At 71.7% G+C, this 24,870-nt stretch carries 27 protein-coding genes; 19 read left to right on the plus strand and 8 right to left on the minus strand.

Translation table 11 applies throughout. The annotated features are described in order from the left end of the window. Positions 1-239 precede the first annotated feature (239 nt). Positions 240-779, plus strand: coding sequence for a flavodoxin family protein (locus tag VIG79_RS11205; protein ID WP_331885585.1), 540 nt, complete (start codon positions 240-242; stop codon positions 777-779). A gap of 123 nt (positions 780-902) precedes the next feature. Then, complete coding sequence (locus VIG79_RS11210; RefSeq protein WP_331885587.1) at positions 903-1,763, plus strand: universal stress protein; 861 nt, start codon at positions 903-905, stop codon at positions 1,761-1,763. A gap of 99 nt (positions 1,764-1,862) precedes the next feature. Here VIG79_RS11210 and VIG79_RS11215 read toward each other — a convergent pair whose 3' ends face one another. Next, the gene (locus VIG79_RS11215; RefSeq protein WP_331885589.1) at positions 1,863-2,195 is read right to left on the minus strand and encodes a hypothetical protein; all 333 of its coding nucleotides are present in this window, start codon (positions 2,193-2,195) and stop codon (positions 1,863-1,865) included. A gap of 269 nt (positions 2,196-2,464) precedes the next feature. Between VIG79_RS11215 and VIG79_RS11220 the strand changes: the two genes are divergently transcribed. Together VIG79_RS11220 and VIG79_RS11225 are read left to right on the plus strand one after the other, a co-directional pair. Then, complete coding sequence (locus tag VIG79_RS11220) at positions 2,465-3,067, plus strand: hypothetical protein (protein WP_331885591.1); 603 nt, start codon at positions 2,465-2,467, stop codon at positions 3,065-3,067. A gap of 82 nt (positions 3,068-3,149) precedes the next feature. Then, positions 3,150-3,743, plus strand: coding sequence for a GNAT family N-acetyltransferase (locus tag VIG79_RS11225; RefSeq protein WP_331885593.1), 594 nt, complete (start codon positions 3,150-3,152; stop codon positions 3,741-3,743). A 555-nt stretch (positions 3,744-4,298) separates the two neighbouring features. Here the strand turns inward: VIG79_RS11225 and ribA are convergent. Genes ribA through VIG79_RS11255 form a run of 6 tightly spaced genes read right to left on the minus strand, consistent with a single transcriptional unit; the run spans position 4,299 to position 9,029 of the window. After that, entirely contained in the window at positions 4,299-4,943 is a 645-nt protein-coding gene (ribA, locus tag VIG79_RS11230) for a GTP cyclohydrolase II RibA (RefSeq protein ID WP_414672620.1), read from the minus strand. Between the two features lie 2 nt (positions 4,944-4,945). After that, on the minus strand, positions 4,946-5,650 hold the full coding sequence (locus VIG79_RS11235) for a RibD family protein (protein ID WP_331885597.1): 705 nt from the start codon (positions 5,648-5,650) through the stop codon (positions 4,946-4,948). After that, positions 5,643-6,608, minus strand: coding sequence for a lysylphosphatidylglycerol synthase transmembrane domain-containing protein (locus tag VIG79_RS11240; RefSeq protein WP_331885599.1), 966 nt, complete (start codon positions 6,606-6,608; stop codon positions 5,643-5,645). The genes VIG79_RS11235 and VIG79_RS11240 overlap by 8 nt, the downstream gene beginning before the upstream one ends. Beyond that, positions 6,605-7,651, minus strand: a complete 1,047-nt coding sequence (locus VIG79_RS11245) for a glycosyltransferase family 4 protein (RefSeq protein WP_331885601.1) — start codon at positions 7,649-7,651, stop codon at positions 6,605-6,607. The genes VIG79_RS11240 and VIG79_RS11245 overlap by 4 nt, the downstream gene beginning before the upstream one ends. Further along, entirely contained in the window at positions 7,648-8,046 is a 399-nt protein-coding gene (locus VIG79_RS11250) for a 6-carboxytetrahydropterin synthase (RefSeq protein WP_331885635.1), read from the minus strand. The genes VIG79_RS11245 and VIG79_RS11250 overlap by 4 nt, the downstream gene beginning before the upstream one ends. A 2-nt stretch (positions 8,047-8,048) precedes the next feature. After that, the gene (locus VIG79_RS11255) at positions 8,049-9,029 is read right to left on the minus strand and encodes a zinc-binding alcohol dehydrogenase (RefSeq protein WP_331885603.1); all 981 of its coding nucleotides are present in this window, start codon (positions 9,027-9,029) and stop codon (positions 8,049-8,051) included. Positions 9,030-9,185: 156 nt separating this feature from the next. On the opposite strand from VIG79_RS11255, the gene VIG79_RS11260 reads away from it, so the two are divergent. The 8 genes from VIG79_RS11260 (at position 9,186) to VIG79_RS11295 (ending at position 18,859) form a co-directional block, all read left to right on the plus strand. Next, entirely contained in the window at positions 9,186-9,983 is a 798-nt protein-coding gene (locus tag VIG79_RS11260; protein ID WP_331885605.1) for a CDP-alcohol phosphatidyltransferase family protein, read from the plus strand. Beyond that, the gene (locus tag VIG79_RS11265; RefSeq protein WP_331885607.1) at positions 9,976-11,682 is read left to right on the plus strand and encodes a CDP-alcohol phosphatidyltransferase; all 1,707 of its coding nucleotides are present in this window, start codon (positions 9,976-9,978) and stop codon (positions 11,680-11,682) included. Before VIG79_RS11260 ends, VIG79_RS11265 begins: the two co-directional genes overlap by 8 nt. 82 nt (positions 11,683-11,764) lie before the next feature. Continuing rightward, entirely contained in the window at positions 11,765-12,115 is a 351-nt protein-coding gene (locus VIG79_RS11270; protein WP_331885609.1) for a hypothetical protein, read from the plus strand. Between the two features lie 58 nt (positions 12,116-12,173). After that, complete coding sequence (locus VIG79_RS11275; protein ID WP_331885611.1) at positions 12,174-13,535, plus strand: acetyl-CoA C-acetyltransferase; 1,362 nt, start codon at positions 12,174-12,176, stop codon at positions 13,533-13,535. Between the two features lie 3 nt (positions 13,536-13,538). Continuing rightward, positions 13,539-14,894, plus strand: a complete 1,356-nt coding sequence (locus VIG79_RS11280; RefSeq protein ID WP_331885613.1) for a 3-oxoacyl-ACP reductase — start codon at positions 13,539-13,541, stop codon at positions 14,892-14,894. Positions 14,895-14,904: 10 nt separating this feature from the next. After that, positions 14,905-15,744 carry a MaoC family dehydratase gene (locus VIG79_RS11285; protein WP_331885615.1) on the plus strand — a complete coding sequence of 280 codons (840 nt, stop codon included), beginning with the start codon at positions 14,905-14,907 and terminating at the stop codon, positions 15,742-15,744. Positions 15,745-15,865: 121 nt separating this feature from the next. Further along, the gene (gene thrS / locus VIG79_RS11290; protein ID WP_331885617.1) at positions 15,866-17,857 is read left to right on the plus strand and encodes a threonine--tRNA ligase; all 1,992 of its coding nucleotides are present in this window, start codon (positions 15,866-15,868) and stop codon (positions 17,855-17,857) included. A 57-nt stretch (positions 17,858-17,914) separates the two neighbouring features. After that, positions 17,915-18,859: an SGNH/GDSL hydrolase family protein gene (locus VIG79_RS11295; protein WP_331885619.1), complete on the plus strand. Its 945-nt coding sequence runs from the start codon at positions 17,915-17,917 to the stop codon at positions 18,857-18,859. Here the strand turns inward: VIG79_RS11295 and VIG79_RS11300 are convergent. Next, entirely contained in the window at positions 18,846-19,232 is a 387-nt protein-coding gene (locus VIG79_RS11300; RefSeq protein ID WP_331885621.1) for a VOC family protein, read from the minus strand. The genes VIG79_RS11295 and VIG79_RS11300 overlap by 14 nt on opposite strands. A 40-nt stretch (positions 19,233-19,272) precedes the next feature. Here VIG79_RS11300 and VIG79_RS11305 point away from each other — a divergent pair, with 40 nt between their 5' ends. The 7 genes from VIG79_RS11305 to pdxS all read left to right on the plus strand — a co-directional run. After that, a complete protein-coding gene (locus VIG79_RS11305; RefSeq protein WP_331885623.1) occupies positions 19,273-19,749 on the plus strand; it encodes an XdhC family protein in 477 nt (158 codons plus the stop codon). Positions 19,750-19,770: 21 nt separating this feature from the next. Continuing rightward, positions 19,771-20,325 carry an HIT domain-containing protein gene (locus VIG79_RS11310; RefSeq protein WP_331885625.1) on the plus strand — a complete coding sequence of 185 codons (555 nt, stop codon included), beginning with the start codon at positions 19,771-19,773 and terminating at the stop codon, positions 20,323-20,325. Between the two features lie 30 nt (positions 20,326-20,355). Next, a complete protein-coding gene (gene pgsA, locus VIG79_RS11315) occupies positions 20,356-21,000 on the plus strand; it encodes a phosphatidylinositol phosphate synthase (protein ID WP_331885627.1) in 645 nt (214 codons plus the stop codon). 7 nt (positions 21,001-21,007) lie between these two features. Further along, complete coding sequence (locus VIG79_RS11320; RefSeq protein ID WP_331885629.1) at positions 21,008-22,030, plus strand: phosphatidylinositol mannoside acyltransferase; 1,023 nt, start codon at positions 21,008-21,010, stop codon at positions 22,028-22,030. Continuing rightward, complete coding sequence (locus VIG79_RS11325; protein ID WP_331885631.1) at positions 22,027-23,214, plus strand: glycosyltransferase family 4 protein; 1,188 nt, start codon at positions 22,027-22,029, stop codon at positions 23,212-23,214. The genes VIG79_RS11320 and VIG79_RS11325 overlap by 4 nt, the downstream gene beginning before the upstream one ends. Positions 23,215-23,227: 13 nt before the next feature. After that, positions 23,228-23,773: a hypothetical protein gene (locus VIG79_RS11330; RefSeq protein ID WP_331885633.1), complete on the plus strand. Its 546-nt coding sequence runs from the start codon at positions 23,228-23,230 to the stop codon at positions 23,771-23,773. A gap of 345 nt (positions 23,774-24,118) precedes the next feature. Beyond that, positions 24,119-24,870: pyridoxal 5'-phosphate synthase lyase subunit PdxS (pdxS, locus tag VIG79_RS11335; protein WP_331885637.1), on the plus strand; the 752-nt coding region annotated here is incomplete at its 3' end.

Here is a 24,870-nt window from a genome sequence, read left to right on the forward strand (position 1 = left end):
GCCCCGGCGACGCTGCACCTCGAGGACCTGTGGATCCGCAACGTCACGATCACGACGGGCCTCGTGGACACCTACTCGAGCCGACGCTGATCCGGCTCGTCAAGGGCGGCCAGCTCGACATGGCTCCGCTCATCACCCATCGGTTCCCCTTGGACGACCTGCTGCAGGCGTACGAGGTGTTCGCCGACGCGGGGCACTCCGGCGCCCTCAAGGTCGTCCTCACCCGATAGGAGAAGGTCATGAGCAACGCCCTTGTCGTCTTTGAGTCGATGTTCGGCGCGACTCGCCAGGTCGCGGAGGCCGTCGCTGACGGCCTCTCGCGGTCGACTCGCTGCACCGTCGTCGAGGTGGGCGACGCTCCGACCGTGATCGACCAGGATGTCGAGCTGCTGGTGATCGGCGCGCCCACTCATGCCTTCGGGCTGTCCACGCCGGACACTCGCCACGAGGCGCAGAAGGAGACGAGCACGCCGGTCATCTCGCGCGACCTCGGGGTCCGGGAGTGGCTGGCCGCACTGGTTCTCCTGTCGCCCCAGACGAGAACGGCCGCGTTCGATACCCACGTGAAACAGCGGTGGGTACCAGGGTCGGCGGCGCACAAGATCGCCCACTCGCTCGCCCACAAGGGACTCATGCAGGCGCAGGAGCCGGTCTCGTTCCGGGTCGACGGCACCACCGGCCCTCTCCTCGGCGGCGAGCTCGCCCGGGCGCAGAAGTGGGGCGCCGAGCTGGGTCACTCACTCGTTGGCGAAGCGCCGGCGTCCCTCGACCACCGCTGACCGCTCACCCGTCCCCCCAAAACCGTCGGCGGCGTCGAGTGCGGGACCTTGTGCCCTGGGCGCTGGGCCGGGCCTCCGGGAACGTGGAGCGAGAACGACGGTACCCAGCTCGAGGAGGACCCCATGCTTCGTCATGACGTCAGCCCACAGATCCAGGAGAGGCGAACCGTCTGGCCTGAGCGTCGCGACGTCGTCGTCGTCGACAACGGTGGCTGCGGGAGTCATCGTGCCCTGGAACAGGCTGGCCGGGAGGCCGATCTGCGTGGTGTCGGGCTGGTCGTCGTGACCGTCAGGACGTTGCCGTGCGTGGAGCCCACCGGCTACGCGGCGTGGACGCGCGCGGAGAACGACGCGGCGGACTACGCGAGCAATGTCAATCTCGCGGCGCAGCATCGCGTCCGGGACGCCCGGCCGGGACTTCACGTCAGGGGTGCGGTGGTCTCCTCCCTCGACGACGTCGTACCGGTCGCGGCCAATGCCGGCCTTCTTGTGCTCGGCCGCCACGGTGCAGACGGGCAAGGTGTGTTCCGGCTGGGCACGACGAGCGGCGGCCTGGTCAAGGCCTTCCCGTGCCCGGTCCTGGTGTGCCGGGACGAGCGCTTCTTCCCGCTGAGGACATCGGCGCCGTCGTCCCGCCACCCCGAGGTGGTCGCTGCGGTCCACGTGACGCCCGAGATTCCGACCGTCCTCCGGTACGCGGTCCGTGAGGCGACGACACGGGGGATCCATCTGTGTGTGTTCAGCGCGGGTCGGCCTCTCTCGAGCTCGGTCGTCGAGGATGAGCTGGCCGCCGAGAAGTCGGTGCCCTGGCGTCTGGTCTGGACCAGCGAAGATGCGGAGGGGCTGCTCCGTTACGCGGATCCCGACGACCTGCTGGTCCTGGGCGACCGGGGCCCTGATCGGTTGACCGGTCACGTGACGGGATCGTGGACCCGGGCTGTGCTCCATCGCATGCCGTGCGACGTCATGCTGGTTCCCCTGTGACCCGGCCGCGGTCGCGTGAGGTGATCGGCTGAGCTCACCGTCGAGCTGTGGGTCCAGCGGGGTGATGCGCGACAGACCGCTCTCGACCCGACCACGACGTCACCACGTTGCTCGGGCGCGCCAGGCCACGGCCGCCGCGGTACCGCCGACCAAGGCCATGGGCGCCTGCAGGCCGTCGACGCCGAGGAAGGGGATCTGCACCAGGAGCTCGACCGCCAGCAATGCGCTCGCCACCAGTACGGCTCGGGGTGCCGACGACGAACCCCGCCATGCGAGGTAGGCCGCCGCGGCGGAGGGGACCGCGACGCTGGCCGTGAGCCACACCCCGGGCAGCGCCCAGCTGGACAGGCCGAGCGGCGCCAGGGCCTCGACCGGCGGGGTTCCGTGTCCGGAGATCAGCATGATGCCGCCACCGAGCCCGAAGACCGCCATGGCGCTCTCGACGGTGACGACAGGTGTCGATGACGCCAGGTCGGCGTGACGACCGGGGACGACTCGACAGCGTGCTGCGACACGTTCATCACCTCGCCCCAGCACATCGAACCTCGGGCGACGCCGTCAGGGCAGAGGGTCTCGGAAGTCGCGGGACCTTCGTCCCTGCCGCTACCTGCTTGCGACCCCGACTCTTGAACTGTCAACGCAGACAACCGAAATCCCGGGGACAGGCCCCGGGGAACCACACAAGAGCAGGAGCAAGGACCATGCGACGCAGGACTCTCGACGCCCTCCTATCCATCGGTGGCGCGATTGTCGCCGCCATCCTTCTGGTCGCCGCGGGGCTGCTGCTGTGGGCGGGCAACTTCGCCAACAGCACGGTCTCCCAGCAGCTGGCCGACCAGCGGATCACGATGCCCTCGGGTGCGGCCATCGCCGACCCGCAGATCAAGCCGTACCTCGAGCAGTACGCCGGTCAGCCACTCACGACCGGGGCCCAGGCGCAGGCGTACGCCGACCACTTCATCCTCGTTCACATGAACGCGGCGTCGCAGGGCAAGACGTACGGTGAGGTCTCCGCCGCCTACACGGCCCTGACCAAGGACGCCAACGCCGATCCGGCAGCGGTCAAGGCGGCCGGCGACCTGCGCCAGACGATGTTCATGGGCGACACGCTGCGCGGGATGCTCCTCAACGCCTACGCCTTCGGAACCCTCGGCACCATCGCCATCTACGCCGCCATCGCCTCGTTCATCGGTGCCGCCGCGATGGCAGCCCTATCGCTCCTCGGCTGGCGCCACCTGCGTCGGGTTCCCGCGGAGGAGGAGGTCCACCTGGGCCGCCGTCAGCCCGTCCCTGTCCCGGCCTGACGGGCCACCGCGGACTGACCAGGAAGGCCCCGACCACACGGTCGGGGCCTTCTCCGCGCCGTGCGGCGACTAGCGTGCGAACGTGGACCACCTCCCCTGGCAGGTCGGGCCCCTCGGCGTCGACGACCTCGCGGACCTGGCGTTGCTGTTCGGGTCCTCCCGGAACACCCGCAGCTGCTGGTGCACGTCGTTCTGCTCGTCCCGGAGCCAGTTCGCACTCGGCTGGATGACCGGACGGAACCGGACCCGGTTCGAGGCCATGGCGTATGCCGGTGGCCCGCCGATGGGGGTGCTGGCGTCGATGGACGGCACCCCGGTGGGTTGGGCCGCGTGCGGACCGAGAGCGCGGTACCTGGTGGCAGTCGGCGGGCGCAGCCGCCTTCTGGATGGCCTGGACCGGAGCGAGGATGAGTCGGTCTGGCTGGTTCCGTGCATCTTCGTCCGGGCCGAGGAGCGGGGGAGGGGCGTCAGCCATGCCCTCGTGCAAGGGGCGGTCGTGCTGGCCGAGCATCACGGCGCGACCGCGGTCGAGGGTTGGCCCGTGTCTAGCGCCGAACCCGGCCAGGGCGACGACTTCGTCGGCCGGGAGGGCGTGTTCGAGCATGCGGGCTTCCGTTGTGTCACCCGGCCCGACCCGACGCGAGCGATCATGCGGCTCGACCTGCGTGATGTCTGACGTGGGCTGTCCGTTGGTCGCCACCAGGCTCTGCTTCCGAGGCTGAGGCCCGATCTGGTGGGCCGCCCCCGGCTCCTGGAGCGACTCCGGGCCGGAGCCGGGCCAAGGCTGACGCTGCCGTCCGCGCCCGCCGAGTTCGGGATGGCGACGCTCCTCGCCGAGCGGCTGGGCACGGGGGGCTCCTGACTGGACGTTGCGGTGGCGTCGCTCTCGCTGGACCAGGCTGACCGCGAGGCGGCCTCGTTCTGGACGGGGGTGGTGACCGCCCCCGTCGGTGCTGTGCTCGACCACCGGTCGCGAGCCCTGGACCTGGCGGGATCCATTCCACTGCCGGTCGAGCACCTTGATGACCGTGCTCGTCAACGAGCCGGCCGAGACCACAGCGGAGCCGTGGCTGGTGTTGGACGACGACCACCTCGTGGACAGCCACCCGCCAGACTCATCGCCGGTGGCGCATCCCGTTCGGCTCGGCCGGAATCCGGCTCCCAGAGGAGCGAAAGTGGCGTTGCCACAGCAGTTTGGTTCCACTCAAAGGGTCCAACATTCAGCGAACGCTCAGAGGCCGGTCAGGTCGAGGGCGTGGCCGCCGGCGGCCTTGGTGGCGAGATAGTGGGCGTTCGCGGCGTTGAGGTGGACCGCGGTCGGCACCTCCTCGACGACGGTGACCCCGTGCCGGTTGAGCTGCACGGACTTGTCCGGGTTGTTGCTGAGCAGCCGCACCGTCGGCCGCCCGAGGGCCAGCAGCATCTGCGCCGCGGCCGCGTAGTCCCGCTCGTCGGCGGCGTATCCGAGGGCAACGTTGGCGGCATACGTGTCGAGCCCCTCGCTCTGGAGCTGGTAGGCGTCGAGCTTGGCGTAGAGGCCGATGCCGCGGCCCTCCTGACGCAGGTAGAGGAGGTAGCCACCGGCGCGGTCGAGCCGGCCGACCGCCTCGCGCAGCTGCGGACCGCAGTCGCAGCGTTCGGATCCGAGGACGTCGCCGGTGAGGCACTCGCTGTGCAGACGCACCAGGGTCGGCCGCCCCGGGTCGTGACGCAGTGGGCTCCGCGCGCTCGAACCGAAGCCCAGTGCCAGATGCTCCCGGCCGTCGACCAGCCCGTCGAAGGTGAACGCCCGGGCGGTGGTCGCGTAACCGTCGGCCAGGCGCAGCGGGATGGTCACCTGGGTCCGGATGGTGGCGCGGGGCAAGGTCGTCGACACGGTCATCTCTCCTCGGCGGTCACGCGGCATCGGTCGGTGAGGGCGTAGCGCAACAGAGCGGCGTCGCCTACCTGCCGCACCTCGGCCAGGTGCGCTCGGTTCGGCGCGGTGTGCGGGAAGACTCCGTCGTCGACGAAGCGCGGCGCGCGCGGGTCGCCGACGAACACCGGAGCGACGGCCAGCTGGAGCTCGTCGGCCAAGCCGCCCACCAGCAGCTGGCTCAGGACCCGTCGGCCACCCTCGACGAGGAGCCGCTGGACCCCTCGGGCGTCGAGGTCGGCGAGTACCCACCCCATGTCGACGGCGGAGCCGGCGTCGACGACGGTCGCGGTGTCGCCGAGGCGTGTGGCCAACGGACCGACGACGGGGGCCGGCGTGTAGACCAGGGTTCCCGACCCTGGTTCGGTGAAGATCCGGGCGCGCGGGTCGAGGTCGCCGGAGGCGCTGACGGTGACCCGCAACGGAGTGGCCGGCCAGCCCCGGGCCCGGCGAGCGGCGCGGCAGGCCTCCGAGCGGACCAGCAGCCGAGGGTCGTCGCGGCGGACGGTCTCGGCCCCGACGAGGATCGCGTCGGCTCCGGCGCGCTCCGCGTCGACGCGCTCGAGGTCGGCGGCCGGGGAGAGGACCAGCCGCTCAGGCCCGGCGTCGTCGAGGTAGCCGTCGAGCGAGACGCAGCAGCTGAGCAGCGTGTAGGGGCGGTCAGGCATCGGCGGTCGCCCGCTCCCTGACCGCGGGAGCTCCGGGAGCCCCCTGCCGACCGTGGATCGCCTGGACCACCAGGACGACCGCCCCGGGGAGCGCAGCGACGAGGACCAGGGCTCCGTATGCGGCCGCCGCGGTCACCCCGGCCGTCGCCCCCACCCCGGTAGCCGCGAAGGCCCAGGCCGCGACACCCTCGCGAGGGCCCCAGCCGGCGATGTTGGCGGGGACCGCCGAGCCCGCGAGGACCACCAGAGCCAGCGGGACCAGCGTGGCCAGGGGGACGTCGACGCCGGTCGTCCGCGTGGCCACGACGATGACCGCGGCGTGACCCGCGACGACGACCGCCGAGGCCAGGAGCACGCGGGGGAGGGCCCGACGCGAGATCAGGCCCACCCGCAGGTCGGTCACGGCGATCCGTAGTGGTCGGGTCAGGCGACCCTGGCCGAACGTCGCCGTCGCGGCGACGGTCAGCCCGACCAGGACAGCCAGGGCCACCAGGACGACCGCGCCCCACTCGGCCACCACCCGAAACGCCGATGGGACGGCGAGCAGGATCAGTGCGGTGAGCGCCAGCTGGACCGCCTGACCCCCGAACCGCTCCCACCCGACCGACCGGGCGGAGACGGCCAGCTCACCGCTGCCTCGCCCGTGTCGGACGGCTCGCTCGACGTCGCCGACGACCCCTCCGGGCACCGTCACGTTGACCAGCTGCGACCGGTAGTAGGCCGTGACGGCACCGCGGAGCGGGACGCGCAGGCCGATCCCCTGGGCCACGACGGTCCACCGCCATGCCGCGGCCACGGTCGTGACGAACCCGACGACGAGGGCGAACGCCACACTCGCCGGGTCGAGTCGCCGCACACCGTCGAGGAACACCTCCGCGCCGAACCGCCACACCAGCAGCGCCAGCACCACGGCCCCGGCGAGCGGGCCGAGCCAGCGGCGCAGCCGCGTAGGCGTCACGTCGTCGCTCCGACCAGAGCCGCCGATCGCAGTGCGGCGTGGACGGCGACGACCGTGTCGTCCCACGACGGCAGGTCGGTCCGCCGGACCAGCGCGTCCCGGCGCAACCGCCGTCGCTCGGCGCCGTCGGTCAGCCACGAGCGCAGGGCCGAGGTCAGGCCCTCGACGTCACCGGACGGGACGAGGAGGGCAGGAGCCACGACACCATCGGCCATCCCGAGAGCCTCGCGCGTACCACCGACATCGGACGCCACCACGGGGAGGCCACGAGCCAGGGCCTCGGACAGCACCATCCCGTAGGTCTCGGCGCGGGACGGATGGACCAGGAGGTCAGCGGCCGCGTACGCCGCCTCGAGTCGCGGGCCGGCCAGCGGGCCGGGCATCCGCACCCGGCCGCCGGACCGCTCCGCCCAGGCCACGAGGCGCTGGGCGGTCCCGGGGTCGACGTCCAGGGAGCCGACGCAGTCGAGCCGCCAGTCGAGGTCGAAGCAGCGTTGCAGAGCCGCCATCAGAAGGTCGTGGCCCTTCCCCCGCGAAACGGGGCCGACGGCCAGCAGACGTCGCCCGTCAGGAGAGCCCGGTGTCACCGGTACCGGGTCGGCACCGGGTACCGCCACGTGCACACGCCCGGAGTCCAGCCGGTAGGCCTCGAGCAACCAGCGCTTCGTCCACTCGCTGGTCACAACGACGACGTGTGCCGCCTCCAGCGCTTGCTCCTCGCGAGCGTGGCCCAGGGGCATGTGCACCAACAGGGCCAGCCTCAGCCGATCGGCATGCGCCGCAAGGACTTTCGGGGCCGCCGAGCCGACCAGCCCGTCGATGAGCACGACGTCACCGTCCGGCACGGACTCCAGTGCCCCGGCAAGGAGAGACAAGTCCGCCGCGCCGGGATCCGGCCACGCTCCGTCGACCTCGTGCTCGTGGACCGACCATCCGCGGCCGTCCAGCCCGGCGCATACCCGGACGTCGTAGGCGTTGCCACCACTCGGCCGCAGGAGATCACGCACCCCCGCGGGCATGACGATGTGGACACGGTGGCTCATGGCGCGCGCTCGTAGGAGGCCCAGGCCAGCGGGTTCTCGCGGAGGGTGACGCTGATGCCGCTGATCCCACCGGCGTGGGGTCCGAGCGACCCGTCGGCAAGGCGCGCGGCCAGCTCGTCGGCCACGTGGCGGGCCAGCACCTCGGTGGTGGTGTTGACGCCGGCGAAGGCCGGGATGTCGTCGAGGTTCCGGTAGCTGAGGGCGCCGACGAGGTCGTGGAGGGCACCCGCCGCCAGCCCGATGTCGACGACGATGCCGTCGGGGTCGAGGTCCGCGCGTCGGAACGTCGCCTCGACGACGAAGGTGGCGCCGTGCAGGGCCTGGGCCGGCCCGAACGCCTCGCCCCGCAGGCTGTGAGCCACCATCATGTGGTCCGCGACGGTCACCGAGTACACGCTCACGCCTCCTCGTAGGTCACGGTGTGACAGAGGGTCCGGGTGTCGCCGTCGGCGAGCCGGGCCAGCACCTCGGGCAGGTCGGTCAGGGGGGACGACCCGGTGAGGACCGCGTCGAACGACGGGTCCGACAGCAGGTCGAGCGCGAGCCGCAGTCGGTCCGCATACGTCCGGCGCCCGGCGCGGGCGGGGGATACCGTCCCGACCTGGCTGGCCCGGATGCCGAGCCGGTCGGAGTGGAAACGGGCGCCGAGAGACAGCCGGATCTCCCGGTCGCCGTACCAGCTGAGGTCGAGCACCGACGTCTCCGGGGCGAGCAGGCGCAGGCTGGTCTCGAGCCCGGCCGAGCTGGCGGTGGTGTGGACGACGAGGTCCTGGTCGCCCGCAGCCGCCTCGGGAGCCGCGAACGCCACACCCAGGGCCGCCGCGACTGACGCCCGCGACGGGTCGACGTCGACCAGCGTCACCTGCGCGGCCGGTATGCCCGCCGCCACCTTCGCCACGCAGCACCCGACCATGCCGGCGCCGACGACGGTTACCCGGTCGCCGATCAGGGGCGGGGCGTCCCAGAGCGCGTTGACGGCGGTCTCGATCGTGCCGGCGAGCACCGCTCGGGCGGGCGGCACGTCGTCCGGCACCGGGACGACCGCCGAGGCGGGGACGACGTAGCGGGACTGGTGCGGGTACAGGCAGAAGACGGTGCGCCCCACGAGGTCGTCCGGACCCTGCTCGACCACGCCGACGTTGAGGTACCCGTACTTCACCGGACCGGGGAAGTCCCCTTCCTGGAACGGGGCTCGCATCCGGGCGTACTGGTCCGGGGGCACCTCACCGCGGAAGACCAGCGCTTCGGTCCCGCGGCTGACGCCGGACCGGAGGGCGCGCACGAGGACCTCGCCGTCACCCGGACCGGGAATGGTCGCTCTCCGCAGCTCCCCGACGCCGGGAGCCCGGATCCAGAACGCGACCGCCTCGAGCGTCACGCCAGTCCTCGACCTCCCTCGGCGGTGATGGAACCCTGGTGGTGGACGTACCCCGTCGGTGAACCGGCAACCCTCGGACGGCGTCCTTGTGGATATAGGGCTCGGGGTCTGCTGGTCCCTGACGCTCCCTGTGTACTCCTTAATGACGGAGGTCTCGTGCGGACGGTTCAGCGGGCACCGGTCAGCGGCCTCGTGCTCGTCGTCGCGCTGCTCACGGCCGTGCAGACCGCGGTCGGGCTCGGCGCGGTCGGCTGGGCCGTCGGTCTGAGCACCGCGACCACCGCAGCCGCCCTGCTGGCGGTCGGCCTCCATCGCACCGCGACCACCCGGTTCGGGCCGGCCAACGCGGTGACCCTGGTGCGGGCCAGCCTGGGCCTGGCGGTCGCGGCGCTGGTTGCCGCGTCCTTCGCCGGGCCGGACCATCGCGGACTGCTCGTGGCGCTGACCGCCGTCGCCCTCGCTCTCGACGCGGTCGACGGCCGGGTTGCGCGGCGGACCGGGTCGATGACCCCGCTCGGCGCCCGGTTCGACATGGAGGCCGACGCCTTCCTCATCCTCGTCCTGAGCGTCGCGGCCGGTCCGATCGTTGGTTGGTGGGTCCTCGCCATCGGGTTCGCCCGGTATGCGCTCCTGCTGGCCGAGCAGACCTGGCCGTGGCTCCGGGTTCCGGTGCCGCCGCGCTACTGGCGCAAGGTGGTGGCCGCGATCCAGGGGGTCACCCTCGCGATCGTCGTGTCCGGCGCGTTGCCCACGCCCGAGGCGGTCATGCTCCTGCTCGTTGCTCTGGCCCTGCTCGCCGAGTCGTTCGGGCGGGACGTCCTGCTCTTGGTCCGCGTCCACCACGACCTGCGCGCACCGGATCGTGGCCGTGGCCGCCGTCGTGTCCGTCCGGCGACGCCCGTCGTGACGCCCGCGCCGGTCGGCTCGCACCTGGCGCGGTCGGCCGGTGGCTGACACGGAGACGCTCGAGCGCGAGGCCGGTCCGCCAGCGGTCCTCAGCACGGGGCGAGGACCGCGCCGGCTCCGGGGTCCCGTCCTGACGCTCCTCGGCTTCGTGCTGCTCCTCGCGGCCCTCAACCTGCCGAACCGCCCCGAGCAGCTCTCGGCGGGAGCCTGGGCCCGCATACCCCTCGAGCTGGTCGTCCTCGTCGCACTCGGCGTCGTCCTCCCGCCCCGGGCCCGGACCCTCGTCGCCACCGTTCTGGGGCTGGCCCTGGCGGTGGTCGTCCTGCTGAAGGCACTCGACATCGGCATGCTCGTCGGCTTCTACCGCACGTTCGACCCACTGTCCGACCCGTCGTACGCCGGCGCGGGCTACGGCGTCCTACGTGACAGCGTGGGCGGCGTTCGGGCCGTCCTGGTGGCCGTCGCCCTGGGGGTGGCGGCTCTCGCGGCCCTCGTCCTCCTGCCGCTGGCCGCGGTGCGGGTGACGCGGGCCGCGGCGCGGCACCGGCGGGTGGCGACGACCGGCGTCGTCGCGGTCGCCGTCGCCTGGGGCCTGGTCGCCGTGCTCGGGACGACGACCGGAGCGGGCCTCGGTGTCGCCTCCGCGCAAACCGCCACCGTCACGGCCGACCACGTGCGCGACCTGCGGCAGGGAGTCACCGACCGTGACGACTTCGAGCGACTCGCCGCGAGCGACCCGTACGCCGCGACCTCCCCGCAGGGTCTCCTGGCCGGCCTGCAGGGCAAGGACGTCCTCGTAGTCTTCGTCGAGAGCTACGGGCGCGTCGCCCTCGAGGACCCCCGCCTGGCTCCCACGGTGACTGCAGCCGTCGACCGGGCCACGACCGGGCTCGGCGCCGCGGGGTTCTCCGGGCGCAGCGCCTACCTCACGTCGCCGACCTTCGGCGGGCTGAGCTGGCTGGCGCACTCCACGCTGCAGACCGGCCTCCCGATCACCGACCAGGTCCGCTACAACGCCGTCATCGACAGCCGTCGCCTGACGCTGGCCTCGGCCTTCGGGGCGGCAGGCTGGCGGACCGTTCTCGTCAGCCCGGCCGACGAGAACGACATCTCCCCGGTCACCGGGTTCTACGGGTACGACGCCCTCTACGACGGCCCGGCCGTCGGCTACCGCGGACCGAAGTTCGGGTATGCGCCGGTGCCGGACCAGTTCACCCTCGCCACCCTCGCGCAACGCGAGCTCAAGCCCGGGCCGCGGCCACCGCTGATGGCGGAGGTCGACCTCGTCTCGAGCCACACGCCGTGGGCCCCGCTGCCCCGCCTCCTGGACCCGGCTTCGCTCGGCGACGGGTCCGCGTACCAGCAGGTGTTCGACCAGGCCGCCACCGCCGACGCCGTCTGGAGCGACCCGGCAAAGGTCAAGCAGGCGTACGCCGACTCGGTGGCCTACTCGCTGGATGCGCTGACCTCGTTCGTCGCGAACGCCCACGACGACAACCTCGTCCTCGTCGTCCTCGGCGACCACCAGCCGGCGGCGGTCATCTCCGGTGACAAGGCCAGCCACGACGTCCCGATCTCCGTGGTGGCCAAGGATCCTGCGGTCCTCGACCGGATCGCGGGCTGGGGCTGGCAGCCGGGGCTGCGACCGACCGCGACGGCGCCGGTGTGGCCCATGGACGCGTTCCGCGACCGGTTCTTCAGCGCCTTCGGGACCAGTGGACCCAGTCTGGCAGGGAAGGGCTCGTAGCAGTCGCAGCTGCTCTGTCGCGTGATGCGACCGTCCGCCGCGGCTCATCGGGAAAGACGCCCCGACGAAGTAGCGTGGGCGCATGGCGCGCGTCTCAAGCATCATCATCTACCCCGACCGCGACCAGCCCGGCCAGACGCTGGAGACCTCCTACGTCTCGCCCGAGGGCCTCGACGGCGACCGGCGCAAGAAGTCGCCCGTCCACCTCGTCGCGGTCGAGAACTACATCGACTTCCATCCGCGGGCCAACCTCGTCGTCGACATCGGCACCGACGAGCTGCACGGTCTCGTCGGCCACCGCCTGCGGATCGGCAACACCGAGCTCGAGGTCACCGGCCTCGCCGGCGACTGTCCGGGGGTCTACGCCGAGGTCGCTCTGGCGGGCGACGTGTCGGTGGGCGACGAGGTCCTCGTCGGCGTCCCGCCGCAGTGACGCAGCCCTCGTCGAGATCGACGGTGTCGGGCTAGTTACCGGCTGGTAACCTGCGGTCATGCCCGCCTCCACGACGCGCCGCGCGACCCGTCCTCGCACCACCGCATCGGCCTCGGCCGGAGGCACGTCCGGAGGCCGCTCGGGCCCGCGCCGCGCGGCGATCCTCGGCGGGAACCGGATCCCGTTCGCACGGGCCAACGGGAAGTACGCCAAGGCCTCCAACCAGGACATGCTGACGGCTGCCCTAGAAGGGCTGGTGGCACGGTTCGGGCTCGCCGGCGAGCGGATCGGCGAGGTGGCCGGCGGTGCGGTGATCAAGCACAGCCGCGACTTCAACCTCACCCGCGAGGCGGTCCTCGGCTCGTCCCTGGCGGCCACGACGCCGGCCTACGACGTCCAGCAGGCCTGCGGTACCAGCCTCGAGACGACGATCCTCGTGGCCAACAAGATCGCCCTCGGCCAGGTCGAGTCCGGCATCGCCGGCGGCGTCGACTCCGCGTCGGACGCGCCCATCGCGGTCAGCGAGGGTCTGCGCAAGGCGCTGCTGCGGGCCAACGCGGCTCGTACCCCGGTCGACCGGGCCAAGGCGTTCGCCTCCATCCGGCCGGCTCACCTGGCCCCCGCGGCGCCGCGCAACGTCGAGCCCCGCACCGGGCTTTCGATGGGCGAGCACATGGCCCTCACCGCCAAGGAGTGGGGGATCAGCCGGGAGGCCCAGGACGAGCTGACCCTGCGTTCGCACCAGCGGCTCGCCGTCGCCTACGAGAACGGGTTCTTCGACGACCTCGTCACTCCCTACCTCGGCGTCTCCCGCGACACCACCCTGCGCCCCGACACCTCCCTGGAGAAGCTCGCGTCGCTGCCGCCGGTCTTCGGCAAGGGTGAGGGCGCGACGATGACCGCGGGCAACTCGACGCCGCTCACCGACGGCGCCTCGGCCGTGCTGCTGGGCAGCGACGCCTGGGCCGCCGAGCACGGGCTGACGCCGCTGGCGTACTTCGTGGACGCGGAGACCGCGGCGGTGGACTACGTGCACGGCGGGGAGGGCCTGCTCATGGCGCCCTCGTACGCCGTGCCGCGACTCCTCGCGCGGGTCGGGATGAAGCTCCAGGACTTCGAGCTCGTCGAGATCCACGAGGCGTTCGCATCGACGGTCCTGACCACCCAGGCCGCCTGGCTGGACGAGGCGTTCTGCCGCGACCGGCTGGGGTTGGACGCGCCGTTGGGTGCCATCGACCAGGACCGGCTCAACGTGACGGGTTCGTCGCTGGCGACCGGTCACCCGTTCGCGGCGACCGGCGGACGGATTGTCCCCACGCTGGCAAAGTTGTTGCACGAGAAGGGTTCTGGAGCCCGCGGGCTGATCTCCATCTGCGCCGCCGGCGGCCAGGGCGTCGTCGCCGTCGTCGAGGCGGCCTGACCGATGGCCGACACCTACAGCGACCTCGTCAACAGCACGGTCGGCAAGCAGGTCGCGTCGCGGCTCGGCCTGCCCCGGCCGGTGCGACTGCGCCGGTATGCGCCGGACCAGCCCCTCGTCCCGGGTCCGGTGGTCGTCGCCGGAGTCGGTGACGCGCCGCTGGCGGCCCGCGCCGCCGACCTGCTGCGCGGCGACGCCATCGACATCATCCCCGTCGTCGCCGAGGGGCAACGGGTCGGCGCGGTGGTCCTCGACCTGACCCAGGCGAGGGAGCTGACGGATCTGGACGCCTTCCGGACCATCCTCGGGCCGGCCCTGAAGCGACTGGCGCCCAGCGGTCGCGTCGTGGTGTTCGGCGGCTCGATCGCGACCGCCGGCACCGACCCGATGCTGCGCGCCACCCGCCGGGCCATGGAGGGTGTGGTCCGGTCGATCGGCAAGGAGCTGCGGGCCGGCGCCACGGCCAACCTTGTCACCGTGGTCGAGGGTGAGGAGGCCAACGCCGACGCCGCGCTGCGGTTCTTCCTCTCCGGACGCTCGGCCTACGTCGACGGCCAGGTCGTCACGGTGGGCGCCGCCTCCGGTGGCCCGGCTGCCGCCCCGGACGACTGGCATACCCCGTTGGTCGGCAAGGTCGCCGTCGTCACCGGCGCCGCTCGGGGGATCGGCGCGTCGATCGCCGAGGTGCTGGCTCGTGACGGGGCGACCGTCGTCGGCGTCGACATCCCGTCGGCGGGAGAAGGCTTGGCCCGCAACGCGAACCGGCTCGGAGGGACCGCACTGCAGCTCGACGTGACGGCACCCGACGCCGGCCGCCGGATCGTCGACCACGCCCGGAAGCGGCACGGCTCGCTCGACATCATGGTCCACAACGCCGGCATCACCCGCGACAAGCTGCTGGCCAACATGGACGAGTCCCGCTGGGCGTCGGTCGTCGACGTCAACCTCGGCTCGGTGATCCGGATGAACGAGGCGATCCTCGCGGCCGACGGGATCGCCGACGGCGGCCACGTGGTCTGCGTGTCGTCGATCGCCGGCATCGCGGGCAACCGCGGCCAAACCAACTACGCGGCGTCCAAGGCGGGCGTGATCGGGCTGGTCACCGCGCTCGGCGGGTCCCCCGACCTCTACGCCCGACGCGTCACCGTGAACGCCGTGGCGCCCGGGTTCATCGAGACCGAGATGACGGCCAAGATCCCGCTGGCGACGCGTGAGCTCGGTCGACGGTTGAGCTCGCTGCAGCAGGGCGGCCTCCCGCTGGACGTCGCCGAGACGGTCGCGTGGCTCAGCCAGGACGCAAACTCCGGCGTCACCGGCAACGTGGTCCGGGTCTGCGGCCAGAGCCTGCTGGGCGCCTGACGTGGTCGAGATGCTGCGGTTCGAGACCGCACCGGACCTCAAGCGGCTCTACGCGGCCGCGGCGGCCAACAGCCGGTTCGGCGGTTCGTCGGTGCCTGAGGTGGTGGCCGAGCGACGGGTCGTTCGGGTGGATCCGGTGGCGGTGGCCGACTACGCGCACCTCTGCGGGTTCGGGCTCGGGGCGCACCCGCCGGTGACCTGGGCCCACCTGCTCGGGTTCCCGCTGCAGGCCGCGGTCATGTCGCGCCGCGACTTCCCGGTGCCGATGGTCGGCCTGGTCCACGTGGAGAACCGCATCACGTGGACGCGACCGCTGGAGTACGACGAGACCCTCGACGTCCGGGTCCATGCTGCCGATCTGCGCCCGCACCGGCGCGGCCGGCTGGTCGACCTCGTGGCCGAGGTGTCGTCGCGCGACGAGGTGGTGTGGCGCGGGGTGAGCACCTACCTCGCCCGAGGTCACGGCGACGAGTCGGCGGCGTCGGAGGGTCCGCCGGACGTCGACGGTCTCGCGTCGCGGGCCGTGGTTCGGCTGCGGTTCGGGGAGGACGCCGGACGGCGGTACGCCTCGGTGTCGGGGGACGTCAACCCGATCCACCTGCACGCGCTGTCGGCGCGGGCGTTCGGTTTCGACCGGGCGATCGCGCACGGGATGTTCTCGTACGCGCGAGTGCTCGCCTCGCTCGGCGCTCGGGTTCCCGCGGCGGGGTCGTCGACGGTGTGGTTCCGGAAGCCGGTGAAGCTGCCCAGCACCACCGTGCTGGCGGTGTCCGACGACGCCCGGCTCGCGGTGCTGCTCCCGGTGAAGGGCAGTGGGGAGCACCTCGTCGCGACCGTCACCCCCGCCTAGCCCCCTTCCAACCCGAAGCCGGTCGGGCGGGGAACTGCGTCGCGGCCGTCGACGAGCCCTCGATAGCCTTGCGGACGGCCGCGAGTCGCGCGGCCGACCGCATACGAGAGGGAGTACTGCCGTGTCTGCCCAGATCACCGTGACCGTCGCCGGAGACGAGCGATCGGTGGCTGAGGGCACGACCGCGGCCGACCTGTTCGCCGACGACCGCAGCGTGGTCGTGGCCCGGGTCGGCGGCCGGCTCGTCGACCTGGCGCACGCCCTGGCCGACGGCGACGTGGTCGAGGCGGTCACCATCGACAGCCCCGACGGCCTCGACGTCCTGCGGCACTCCACCGCGCACGTCCTCGCCCAGGCCGTCCAGCAGGTGAACCCCATGGCCCGCCTGGGGATCGGCCCGCCGATCCGCGACGGCTTCTACTACGACTTCGACGTCGAGACCCCGTTCACCCCGGACGACCTCAAGGAGCTCGAGCGGGTGATGCAGCGCATCATCAACGAGAGCCAGACCTTCTCCCGTCGCGTCACCACGGACGACGACGCCCGGAAGGAGCTGCGGGAGGAGCCCTACAAGCTCGAGCTGATCGGGCTCAAGGGCACAGCGGGGGACGCCGCGGAGGGCGCCGACTCCGAAGTCGGCGGCGGCGAGCTGACCATCTACGACAACCACCGCCGTGACGGCGAGCTGGCGTGGAAGGACCTCTGCCGCGGGCCGCACCTGCCCACCACCAAGCTGATCGGCAACGCCTTCAGGCTGACCCGCAGCTCCGCCGCGTACTGGCGCGGCTCGGAGAAGAACCCTCAGCTGCAGCGGGTCTACGGCACCGCCTGGCCCTCCAAGGAGGACCTCAAGGCCCATCTGGACCGCTTGGCCGAGGCCGAGAAGCGCGACCACCGGAGGCTCGGCGTCGAGCTGGACCTCTACTCCTTCCCGGAGGAGCTCGGCTCGGGTCTGGCGGTCTACCACCCCAAGGGCGGGGTCATCAAGCGGGAGATGGAGGACTACGTCCGCCGGCGGCACATCGAGGAGGGGTTCGACTACGTCGGCACCCCGCACATCTCCAAGGACGGGCTTTTCCACACCTCGGGTCACCTGCCGTACTTCGCCGACGACATGTTCCCGCCCATCCACGTGGAGGGTGCGGAGTACCGCCTCAAGGCGATGAACTGCCCGATGCACAACCTCATCTTCAAGTCTCGTGGACGCTCCTACCGGGAGCTGCCGCTGCGGCTGTTCGAGTTCGGGTCGGTCTACCGCTTCGAGAAGTCCGGGGTCGTGCACGGCCTGAGCCGGGTCCGCGGGATGACCCAGGACGACTCGCACTCTTACGTGACTGTCGAGGGCGCCGAGGCCGAGGTCAAGCACCTGCTGAACTTCGTGCTCAGCCTGCTGCGCGACTTCGGCCTGGACGACTACTACCTCGAGCTGTCGACCAAGGACGACAGCAAGGACAAGTTCATCGGCACCGACGAGCAGTGGGAGGTCGCCACCGCCGCCCTCGAGCGGGCGGCCCTGGAGACCGGGCTCGAGCTCGTCCCGGACCCGGGTGGCGCCGCCTTCTACGGCCCCAAGATCTCCGTGCAGGCCCGCGACGCGATCGGCCGGACCTGGCAGATGTCGACCGTGCAGTACGACTTCGCGCAGCCGGCCGGGTTCCAGCTGGAGTACCAGGCGGCCGACGGCTCCCGCCAGCAGCCGGTGATGATCCACTCGGCCAAGTTCGGCTCGATCGAGCGGTTCATGGCCGTCCTCGTGGAGCACTACGCCGGGGCGTTCCCGGTGTGGCTCTCACCGGTTCAGGTCACCGGCGTACCGGTCGCCGACGAGTTCGCACCCTACCTCCGGGGAGTGCTGGACCAGTTGCGGGACAAGGGCGTTCGCGTCGAGCTGGACGAGTCCGACGATCGGTTCCCCAAGAAGATCCGTAACGCCAGCAAGTCCAAGGTGCCCTACGTGCTCATCGCGGGCGAGGACGACCGAGCCGCCGGCGCGGTCTCGTTCCGCTATCGCGACGGGTCGCAGCGCAACGGAGTCCCCGTCGACGACGCGGTCACCGAGATCACCGCCACCATCGCCGCCCGCGAGCAGGTCGTGACCGCGCCCACGTCTTGACGATGTCTTGAACCGCCGGACCTCCCGCGGGCGGTCCGGCGGTGCGATGCTCCGACGATGCGCGCCGCTCGCCTGGTCCTCGTCCTGATCGCCACCGCAACGCTGTTCGTCGTCGGTCTCGCCGCGCCCGCTCAGGCGGCACCCCCGTCCTACGTTGCGCTCGGGGACTCCTACTCGTCGGGTGTCGGGACGCGTTCGTACCTCAACGACGGGTCGAGCTGCCAGCGGTCGGTGTATGCGTACCCCTCGCTCATCGCCGCCGCCAAGGGGTATGCGCTGAACTTCCGGGCCTGCTCGGGCGCCACCGTCGCCGACGTCACGAACAGCCAGCTGAGCGCGCTGTCGTCGGCGAACGCGTACGTCACGATCAGCGTCGGCGGCAACGACGCGGGCTTCGCCAGCGTCCTCACGACGTGCGCGCAGCCGTCCTGGCTGAGCAACTGCACCGGGGCGGTCGACGGGGCCCAGCGCTACATCGCCAACACTCTCCCCGGGTCGCTAGGGACCCTGTATGCGTCGATCCGCGCCAAGGCGCCGAACGCCAAGGTCGTCGTGGTCGGCTACCCCCGGATCTTCAACGGCACCGACTGCAACCTGCTCACGTGGTTCTCCGGCAGCGAGATGACACGGCTGAACCAGACCGCCGACCAGCTCGACGCCACCATCTCGGTGGCCGCCAAGACGGCGGGGTTCGGGTTCGTCAGCCCGGTCCAAGCGTTCGTCGGCCATGCGGTCTGTGACCGCTCGGAGTGGATCAACGGGCTCTCGTCGCCGGTCACCGAGTCGTTCCACCCGAACCGGAGCGGACAGGCGTCGGGCTACACCCCGTTGGTGAGCCCGGCCCTTGTCGGCGCTGCGGTCGCCGTGACACCGGCCGTCCTCCAGAAGGCTGCGGCGTCGGCAGACGGGCTGGCTGCACAGCAGCGGTCCTACGCCGGCGTGGACGCGACGATCACCCCCAAGCGGTTCGAGGCGCCGGCCCGCACGATCAGCCCTCGGTGACGGGAGGCGCCCACCCCGGGCGAGGGATGAGGCAGAACGGGTGACCTGACGGGTCGGCCCACACGGAGCCGTCCGGGGACCCCAGCCGCCGCGCGCCGAGAGCCTCGACCTGGCTCTCGGCCGTCGGCACGTTGTCGACCATCACGTCGTGGTGGATCTGCTGTGGCCGCGTCGGGTCGCCCCACACCGGTACCTGGTGGTCGGGAGCGAGCTGGAACGCCATCCCGGAGTGGTCCTCGCGAGGCGCGACGACGACGAAGTCCTCCGACGCATACGTGACGGGCTGGCCGAGGACCGCCGACCAGAACCGGGCCAGACCCATCGGGTCCGGGGTGTCGTAGATGACGTGATGAAGGCGGCCGATCGCGGTCATGCCAGCATCCTCCCGCGTAGACCTCTGGCAGGGTGAGGCCATGAGCCAGGTGACGGAGCACGCTCCGGGCCAGATCGTCGTCTCGACGCGGAACGCGATCTCGGAGGCCATCGCGACGATCGCCGAGATCGCCGGCCGGCAGGTCGTCGTCCTGGGCGACGACGACCCCGAGGGGACGCCGCGCGAACGCCTGGCGGCGAACCCGCCGACCCCGCGCGACGCCGTGGTCATCTGCGACCACGACGCGCCCGAGGCCTACGACCTGCTCCGCGACGCCATCGCGAGCCCGGCCGGGTACGTCGCGATGATGGCCAGCCGGCAGCGAACGGCGAGCGTCCTGACCCTGCTGCGCGACGAGGGGGCCGACGCGGCGACCCTCGACCGGGTGCACCTGCCGGCCGGGCTCAACCTCGGTGGCAGGACGCCGGGCGAGATCGCCCTGTCGGTCGTCGCGGAGATCCAGGCGTGGAGCAACGGCCGTACCGGACGCCCGATGCGCGACGGAGCGTCGCCGTAGCGGCTGCATAGGATCGTCGGCATGGCTACCGGGGCGGACGACGTCGAGACCCCGGCCGAGTTCGCCGGTGAGCCGGACGGCTTCCAGCGGCTCTGGACGCCGCACCGAATGGTCTACGTGGGCGGCGACAAGCCCAGCGACGAGGCCGGCGAGGGCTGTCCCTTCTGCGCGGCACCCGACCGCAGCGACGCCGAAGGCCTCATCGTGCACCGGGGCGACCTCTGCTACGTCGTGCTCAACCTCTTCCCCTACAACCCGGGGCACATCCTCGTCTGCCCCTACCGCCACGTCTCCCTCTACGTCGACCTCACCGACGAGGAGACCACCGAGTTCACCGCCCTGACCAAGCAGGCACTGCGGGCGCTCGAGACGGCCAGCGCCCCGATGGGCTTCAACCTCGGGATGAACCAGGGGGCCGTCGCGGGGGCCGGCGTGGCCGCCCACCTGCACCAGCACGTGGTCCCACGGTGGGGCGGCGACTCGAACTTCCTGCCCGTGGTGGCCCGCACCAAGGCCCTTCCGATGCTGCTCGAGGACGTCCGGACGCGGCTCGTGGAGGCGTGGCCGCAGGGCTGAGCCCCGCGCAACGGATAGGCTGACAGCACCATGCTCAACCGACTTCTGCGCCAGACCTGGACCAAGGTCATGACGCCGATCGCGAGACTGTTCCTTCGTCTGGGCATCAGTCCCGACGTCGTGACGGTCGTCGGCACGGTCGGCGTATGCGTCGGAGCGCTCGCCTTCTACCCCCGAGGCCAGCTCCTCGTGGGCACGCTGGTCGTCACGCTGTTCATCTTCAGCGACAACGTCGACGGCGTGATGGCCCGGATGTCTGGTCGCGAAGGGCCCTGGGGGGCCTATCTCGACTCCACCCTCGACCGCATCGGCGACGCTGCGATCTTCGGCGGCCTGGTGCTCTACTTCGCCGGCGTCCACCAGAACCTGCTCGCCGCCGGTCTGGCGCTCGCCTGCCTGATCCTCGGGTTCGTCGTGAGCTACTCCAAGGCGCGCGCTGAGGGCCTCGGGATGACCGCGAACGTCGGTATCGCCGAACGCGCCGACCGGCTGCTCGTCACCCTCTTGGCGACGTTCCTCGTCGGACTTGGCGTGTCGGTCGTCCTGCTGGTCGTCGTTCTCGGGCTGCTTTCCGTCGCCAGCCTCATCACCGTCGTGCAGCGGATGCTGGCGGTCCGCCGGCAAGCCCTGGCGCGGACGCCCGACCAGCACCCCCCGGGCGTGTCGACGCCGTGAGCCGGCCGTGACGACCTCCCGTACCGCCGGGCTGCGCGCACGGGTGCCCAGAGGCCTGCTGGACTTCGTCGACGAGACGTCCAGCCGGGTGGCGTCCACCGGGCAGACCCTCGGCCTGCGCGCGGGGTTCGCCGCCGTACGCGCGCTGCCGTCGCCCGCCGCATACCGGCTGTTCGACCTCATCGCCGACGTCTCGGCACGCCGCGGCGGCAAGGGCGTCGACCGGCTGCGGTCCAACTACGCCCGGGTCCGTCCCGAGCTCGGCGAGCGGGAGCTCGCCGCGCTGGTGCGGGCCGGGATGCGGTCCTACATGCGCTACTACTGCAACGCCTTCCGGTTGGCCGACCGTTCTCAGGACGAGCTGGCCGCCGCGGTCCGGATGGTCGGTGACGAGCCGATCCGGGAGGCGCTGGCCAGCGGGTCCGGATGCGTCCTGTTCATGGGTCACCTCGGCGACTGGGACACCGGCGGGGCCTGGTCCTCCGAGCACCTGGCCCCCGTGACCACCGTCGCCGAGCGCCTCGAGCCCGAGGAGGTCTACCGCGACTTCCTGGAGTTCCGCGAGTCGCTGGGCATGACGATCATCCCCTTGACCGGCGGTGGCGACCCGTTCATCGCCCTGAAGCAGGCCGTCGCCGAGGGTGCGTTCGTGGCGTTGCTCGCCGACCGCGACCTGACCCACAACGGCATCGAGGTCGATCTCTGCGGGCACCGCGCCCGGGTCGCCAAGGGACCGGCGGTCCTCGCCGTGATGACGAAGGCACCGTTGTTCGTGGCGACGCTGTGGTTCGAGGACGCTCCGGCGCTGCCGTCCGGCAAGCGGGTGGTCATCCGGATGACGCCGGTCGCCACCCCGGAGACCGGCACCACCCGCGACAAGGTCCAGGTGATGGTCCAGGCCTGCGCCGACATCCTCGGAGAGGCGATCGTCCGGCATACCGAGGACTGGCACATGCTTCAGCGGATCTTCGTCGACGACCTCGAGGACCGCGGTGCTCCGGAGCCGTCGACGTCGGCGGCGACCTCGTGAGGCTCGGGATCGTCTGCCCCTACTCCTTCGACATGCCCGGGGGAGTCCAGTACCACGTGCGCGACCTGGCCGAGGTGTTCCTCGCGCAGGGTCACGAGGTGAGCGTGCTCGCCCCCGCCAACGACCGCACCCCGCTGCCGCCCTACGTCGTGTCGGCCGGTCGCGCCATCCCGGTGAAGTACAACGGGTCCACCGCCCGCCTCAACATCGGACCGATGGCGGCGGCGAGGGTCTCCCGGTGGGTGGAGAGCGGCGACTTCGACCTCGTCCACCTCCACGAGCCAATCACGCCGAGCGTCTCCGTCCTGGCCCTGTGGGCGGCGGAAGGGCCGATCGTGGCGACCTTCCACACCTCGATGATCCGCTCGCGCTACTACCAGGCCGCCTACCCGATCGTCCGTCCCAGCCTCGAGAAGATCACCGCCCGGATCGCCGTCTCCGAGGACGCGCGCCGGACCGTCACGACCCACCTCGGCGGCGATGCGGTGGTCATCCCCAACGGGGTGTTCGTGCACCGGTTCGACCGCGCCGAGGCCCGCGCCGACTGGGTCGGCACCCAGCAACGTCCGACCATCGCCTTCCTCGGGCGGATGGAGGAACCGCGCAAGGGTATGCCGGTGCTCGCGGCGGCGTTGCCGGAAGTCCTCTCGGCCGTGCCCGGGCTACGGGTCCTGGTGGCCGGACCGGGCGATCCCAAGGAGGTCGCCTCCGGGCTGTCGCCCGAGGTGGTCGCGGCGTGTGAGTTCCTCGGTCCGGTCAGCGACGAGGACAAGGCCCGGCTGCTGAAGTCGGTCGACCTCTACGTCGCCCCCAACACTGGGGGAGAGAGCTTCGGGATCATCCTCATCGAGGCGATGAGCGCGGGCGCTCCGGTCCTGGCCAGCGACCTGCCGGCGTTCGTGCGGGTGCTCGACGGCGGTTCGGCCGGGGCGACGTTCGTCAACGAGGACCCACGAGACCTGGCGCGCCGGCTGCTGGAGCTGCTTCGCGACGGTCCGGCTCGGCAGGCCTTGGCGGCCCGCGGCCGGAAGCGGGCCGACGTCTTCGACTGGTCCGTGGTCGCCGCCGACGTCATGGCGGTCTACGAGACGGTCACCGACGGCGCCTCGCGGGTCCGGCCGGCCGCCGACAGCACCTCGCGGTGGACCCGGCTGCTGCGCTCGGGCCGCGCACCGCTCGGATGACCGGTTCCCTGCGGTGAGCACGCTCGAGTGGGTGACGATCGTCGTCGTCCTCGTCCTGATCCTGGGCTGGTACCTGTCCTACAGCGCCGCCCGCCTCGACCGGCTACACGCCCGGGTCGAGTCGACGTCGGCCGCCCTGGACGCCCAGCTGGTCCGTCGGGCGGAGGCGACGCTGGAGGTGGCCAACGCCGGACATCTGGACGCGGCCTCCGGGTTGATCCTCGCGTCTGCTGCGGCGGAGTCGCTGGCCACCGTCGAGGGCGACCCCGACCGGGAGGCGGTCGAGTCCGACCTCACCGATGCGCTGCACGCCGCGCTGAACCCGATCACCATCGACGCGCTGCGCGCCATCGACGAGCCGACGTCCGAGTCCCTGACCCGGATCGCCGCCGCGGGGGTTCGCGTCCAGATGGCCCGCCGGTTCCACAACGACGCGGTCATCGACGTGCGGCGCGTACGTCGTAAGACCGTGGTCCGGCTGTTCCGGCTGGCCGGTCACGCCGAGCTCCCGGCGACGATCGAGTTCGACGACGAGCTGCCACCGAGCCTCCGCGGCTGACGCGGTGGGCCGTCTACGTCTCGGACATGTCTGAGCCGTGAACGCCGAAAGGAGGAGACGGCCTCAATTCGTCGGACTTTTCTGAGAAGTGGGGGACCGTCGGGGATGGCCGGTCCCCCTTCCGCAAAACTTCGCCAACCTCTCGGGACGTGATGAGCGTCGTCGGGCGACGTCGGAATTGTCGGTCTTCTTGTCGGCACGTGCGGAGAAGTTGATGTCTGAACGCTGCGACCGAGGCGGGGGTCGGAGGGCCGGCCGGGCCGCCGTACGATTGAGGACGTGAGCGATTCAGACGTGGAGACCCAGTCCGGAACCGTGACCGGGACAACCCGGGTCAAGCGAGGCATGGCCGAGATGCTGAAGGGCGGCGTCATCATGGACGTCGTCACCGCCGACCAGGCCAAGATCGCCGAGGACGCCGGAGCGGTGGCCGTCATGGCCCTCGAGCGCGTGCCCGCGGACATCCGGGCCCAGGGCGGCGTCTCGCGGATGAGCGACCCCGACATGATCGACGGGATCATCGCCGCGGTGTCGATTCCCGTCATGGCCAAGGCGCGCATCGGGCACTTCGTCGAGGCGCAGGTCCTCCAGAGCCTGGGCGTCGACTACATCGACGAGTCCGAGGTCCTCACCCCGGCGGACTACGCGAACCACATCGACAAGTGGGCATTTGACGTCCCGTTCGTCTGCGGCGCCACCAACCTCGGGGAGGCGCTGCGCCGCATCACCGAGGGCGCCGCCATGATCCGCTCCAAGGGCGAGGCGGGCACCGGCGACGTCTCCAATGCCACGACCCACATGCGTCAGATCCGCGGCGAGATCCGTCGTCTCACCAGCCTGTCCGAGGACGAGCTCTACGTCGCCGCCAAGGACCTTCAGGCCCCGTACGACCTGGTCAAGGAAGTCGCCCGGCTCGGCAAGCTGCCGGTCGTCCTCTTCACCGCCGGCGGCATCGCGACCCCGGCCGACGCGGCGATGATGATGCAGCTCGGCGCCGAGGGCGTGTTCGTCGGCTCGGGCATCTTCAAGTCGGGCGACCCGGCCAAGCGCGCCGCCGCGATCGTCAAGGCGACCACGTTCTACGACGACCCCGACGT

The organism is Lapillicoccus sp. (assembly GCF_036559105.1).
In the GTDB taxonomy this organism is placed as follows: domain Bacteria; phylum Actinomycetota; class Actinomycetes; order Actinomycetales; family Dermatophilaceae; genus Lapillicoccus.

Excerpts from the sequence above, each read along its gene's own strand:
- VIG79_RS11205 (WP_331885585.1), top strand. The coding sequence starts at position 240 with ATGAGCAACGCCCTTGTCGTCTTTGAGTCGATGTTCGGCGCGACTCGC.
- VIG79_RS11210 (WP_331885587.1), top strand. The coding sequence starts at position 903 with ATGCTTCGTCATGACGTCAGCCCACAGATCCAGGAGAGGCGAACCGTC.
- VIG79_RS11215 (WP_331885589.1), bottom strand. The coding sequence starts at position 2,195 with ATGGCGGTCTTCGGGCTCGGTGGCGGCATCATGCTGATCTCCGGACAC.
- VIG79_RS11220 (WP_331885591.1), top strand. The coding sequence starts at position 2,465 with ATGCGACGCAGGACTCTCGACGCCCTCCTATCCATCGGTGGCGCGATT.
- VIG79_RS11235 (WP_331885597.1), bottom strand. The coding sequence starts at position 5,650 with ATGCCTGACCGCCCCTACACGCTGCTCAGCTGCTGCGTCTCGCTCGAC.
- VIG79_RS11245 (WP_331885601.1), bottom strand. The coding sequence starts at position 7,651 with ATGAGCCACCGTGTCCACATCGTCATGCCCGCGGGGGTGCGTGATCTC.
- VIG79_RS11270 (WP_331885609.1), top strand. The coding sequence starts at position 11,765 with ATGGCGCGCGTCTCAAGCATCATCATCTACCCCGACCGCGACCAGCCC.
- VIG79_RS11275 (WP_331885611.1), top strand. The coding sequence starts at position 12,174 with ATGCCCGCCTCCACGACGCGCCGCGCGACCCGTCCTCGCACCACCGCA.
- VIG79_RS11280 (WP_331885613.1), top strand. The coding sequence starts at position 13,539 with ATGGCCGACACCTACAGCGACCTCGTCAACAGCACGGTCGGCAAGCAG.
- VIG79_RS11285 (WP_331885615.1), top strand. The coding sequence starts at position 14,905 with ATGCTGCGGTTCGAGACCGCACCGGACCTCAAGCGGCTCTACGCGGCC.
- VIG79_RS11295 (WP_331885619.1), top strand. The coding sequence starts at position 17,915 with ATGCGCGCCGCTCGCCTGGTCCTCGTCCTGATCGCCACCGCAACGCTG.
- VIG79_RS11300 (WP_331885621.1), bottom strand. The coding sequence starts at position 19,232 with ATGACCGCGATCGGCCGCCTTCATCACGTCATCTACGACACCCCGGAC.
- VIG79_RS11305 (WP_331885623.1), top strand. The coding sequence starts at position 19,273 with ATGAGCCAGGTGACGGAGCACGCTCCGGGCCAGATCGTCGTCTCGACG.
- VIG79_RS11310 (WP_331885625.1), top strand. The coding sequence starts at position 19,771 with ATGGCTACCGGGGCGGACGACGTCGAGACCCCGGCCGAGTTCGCCGGT.
- pgsA (WP_331885627.1), top strand. The coding sequence starts at position 20,356 with ATGCTCAACCGACTTCTGCGCCAGACCTGGACCAAGGTCATGACGCCG.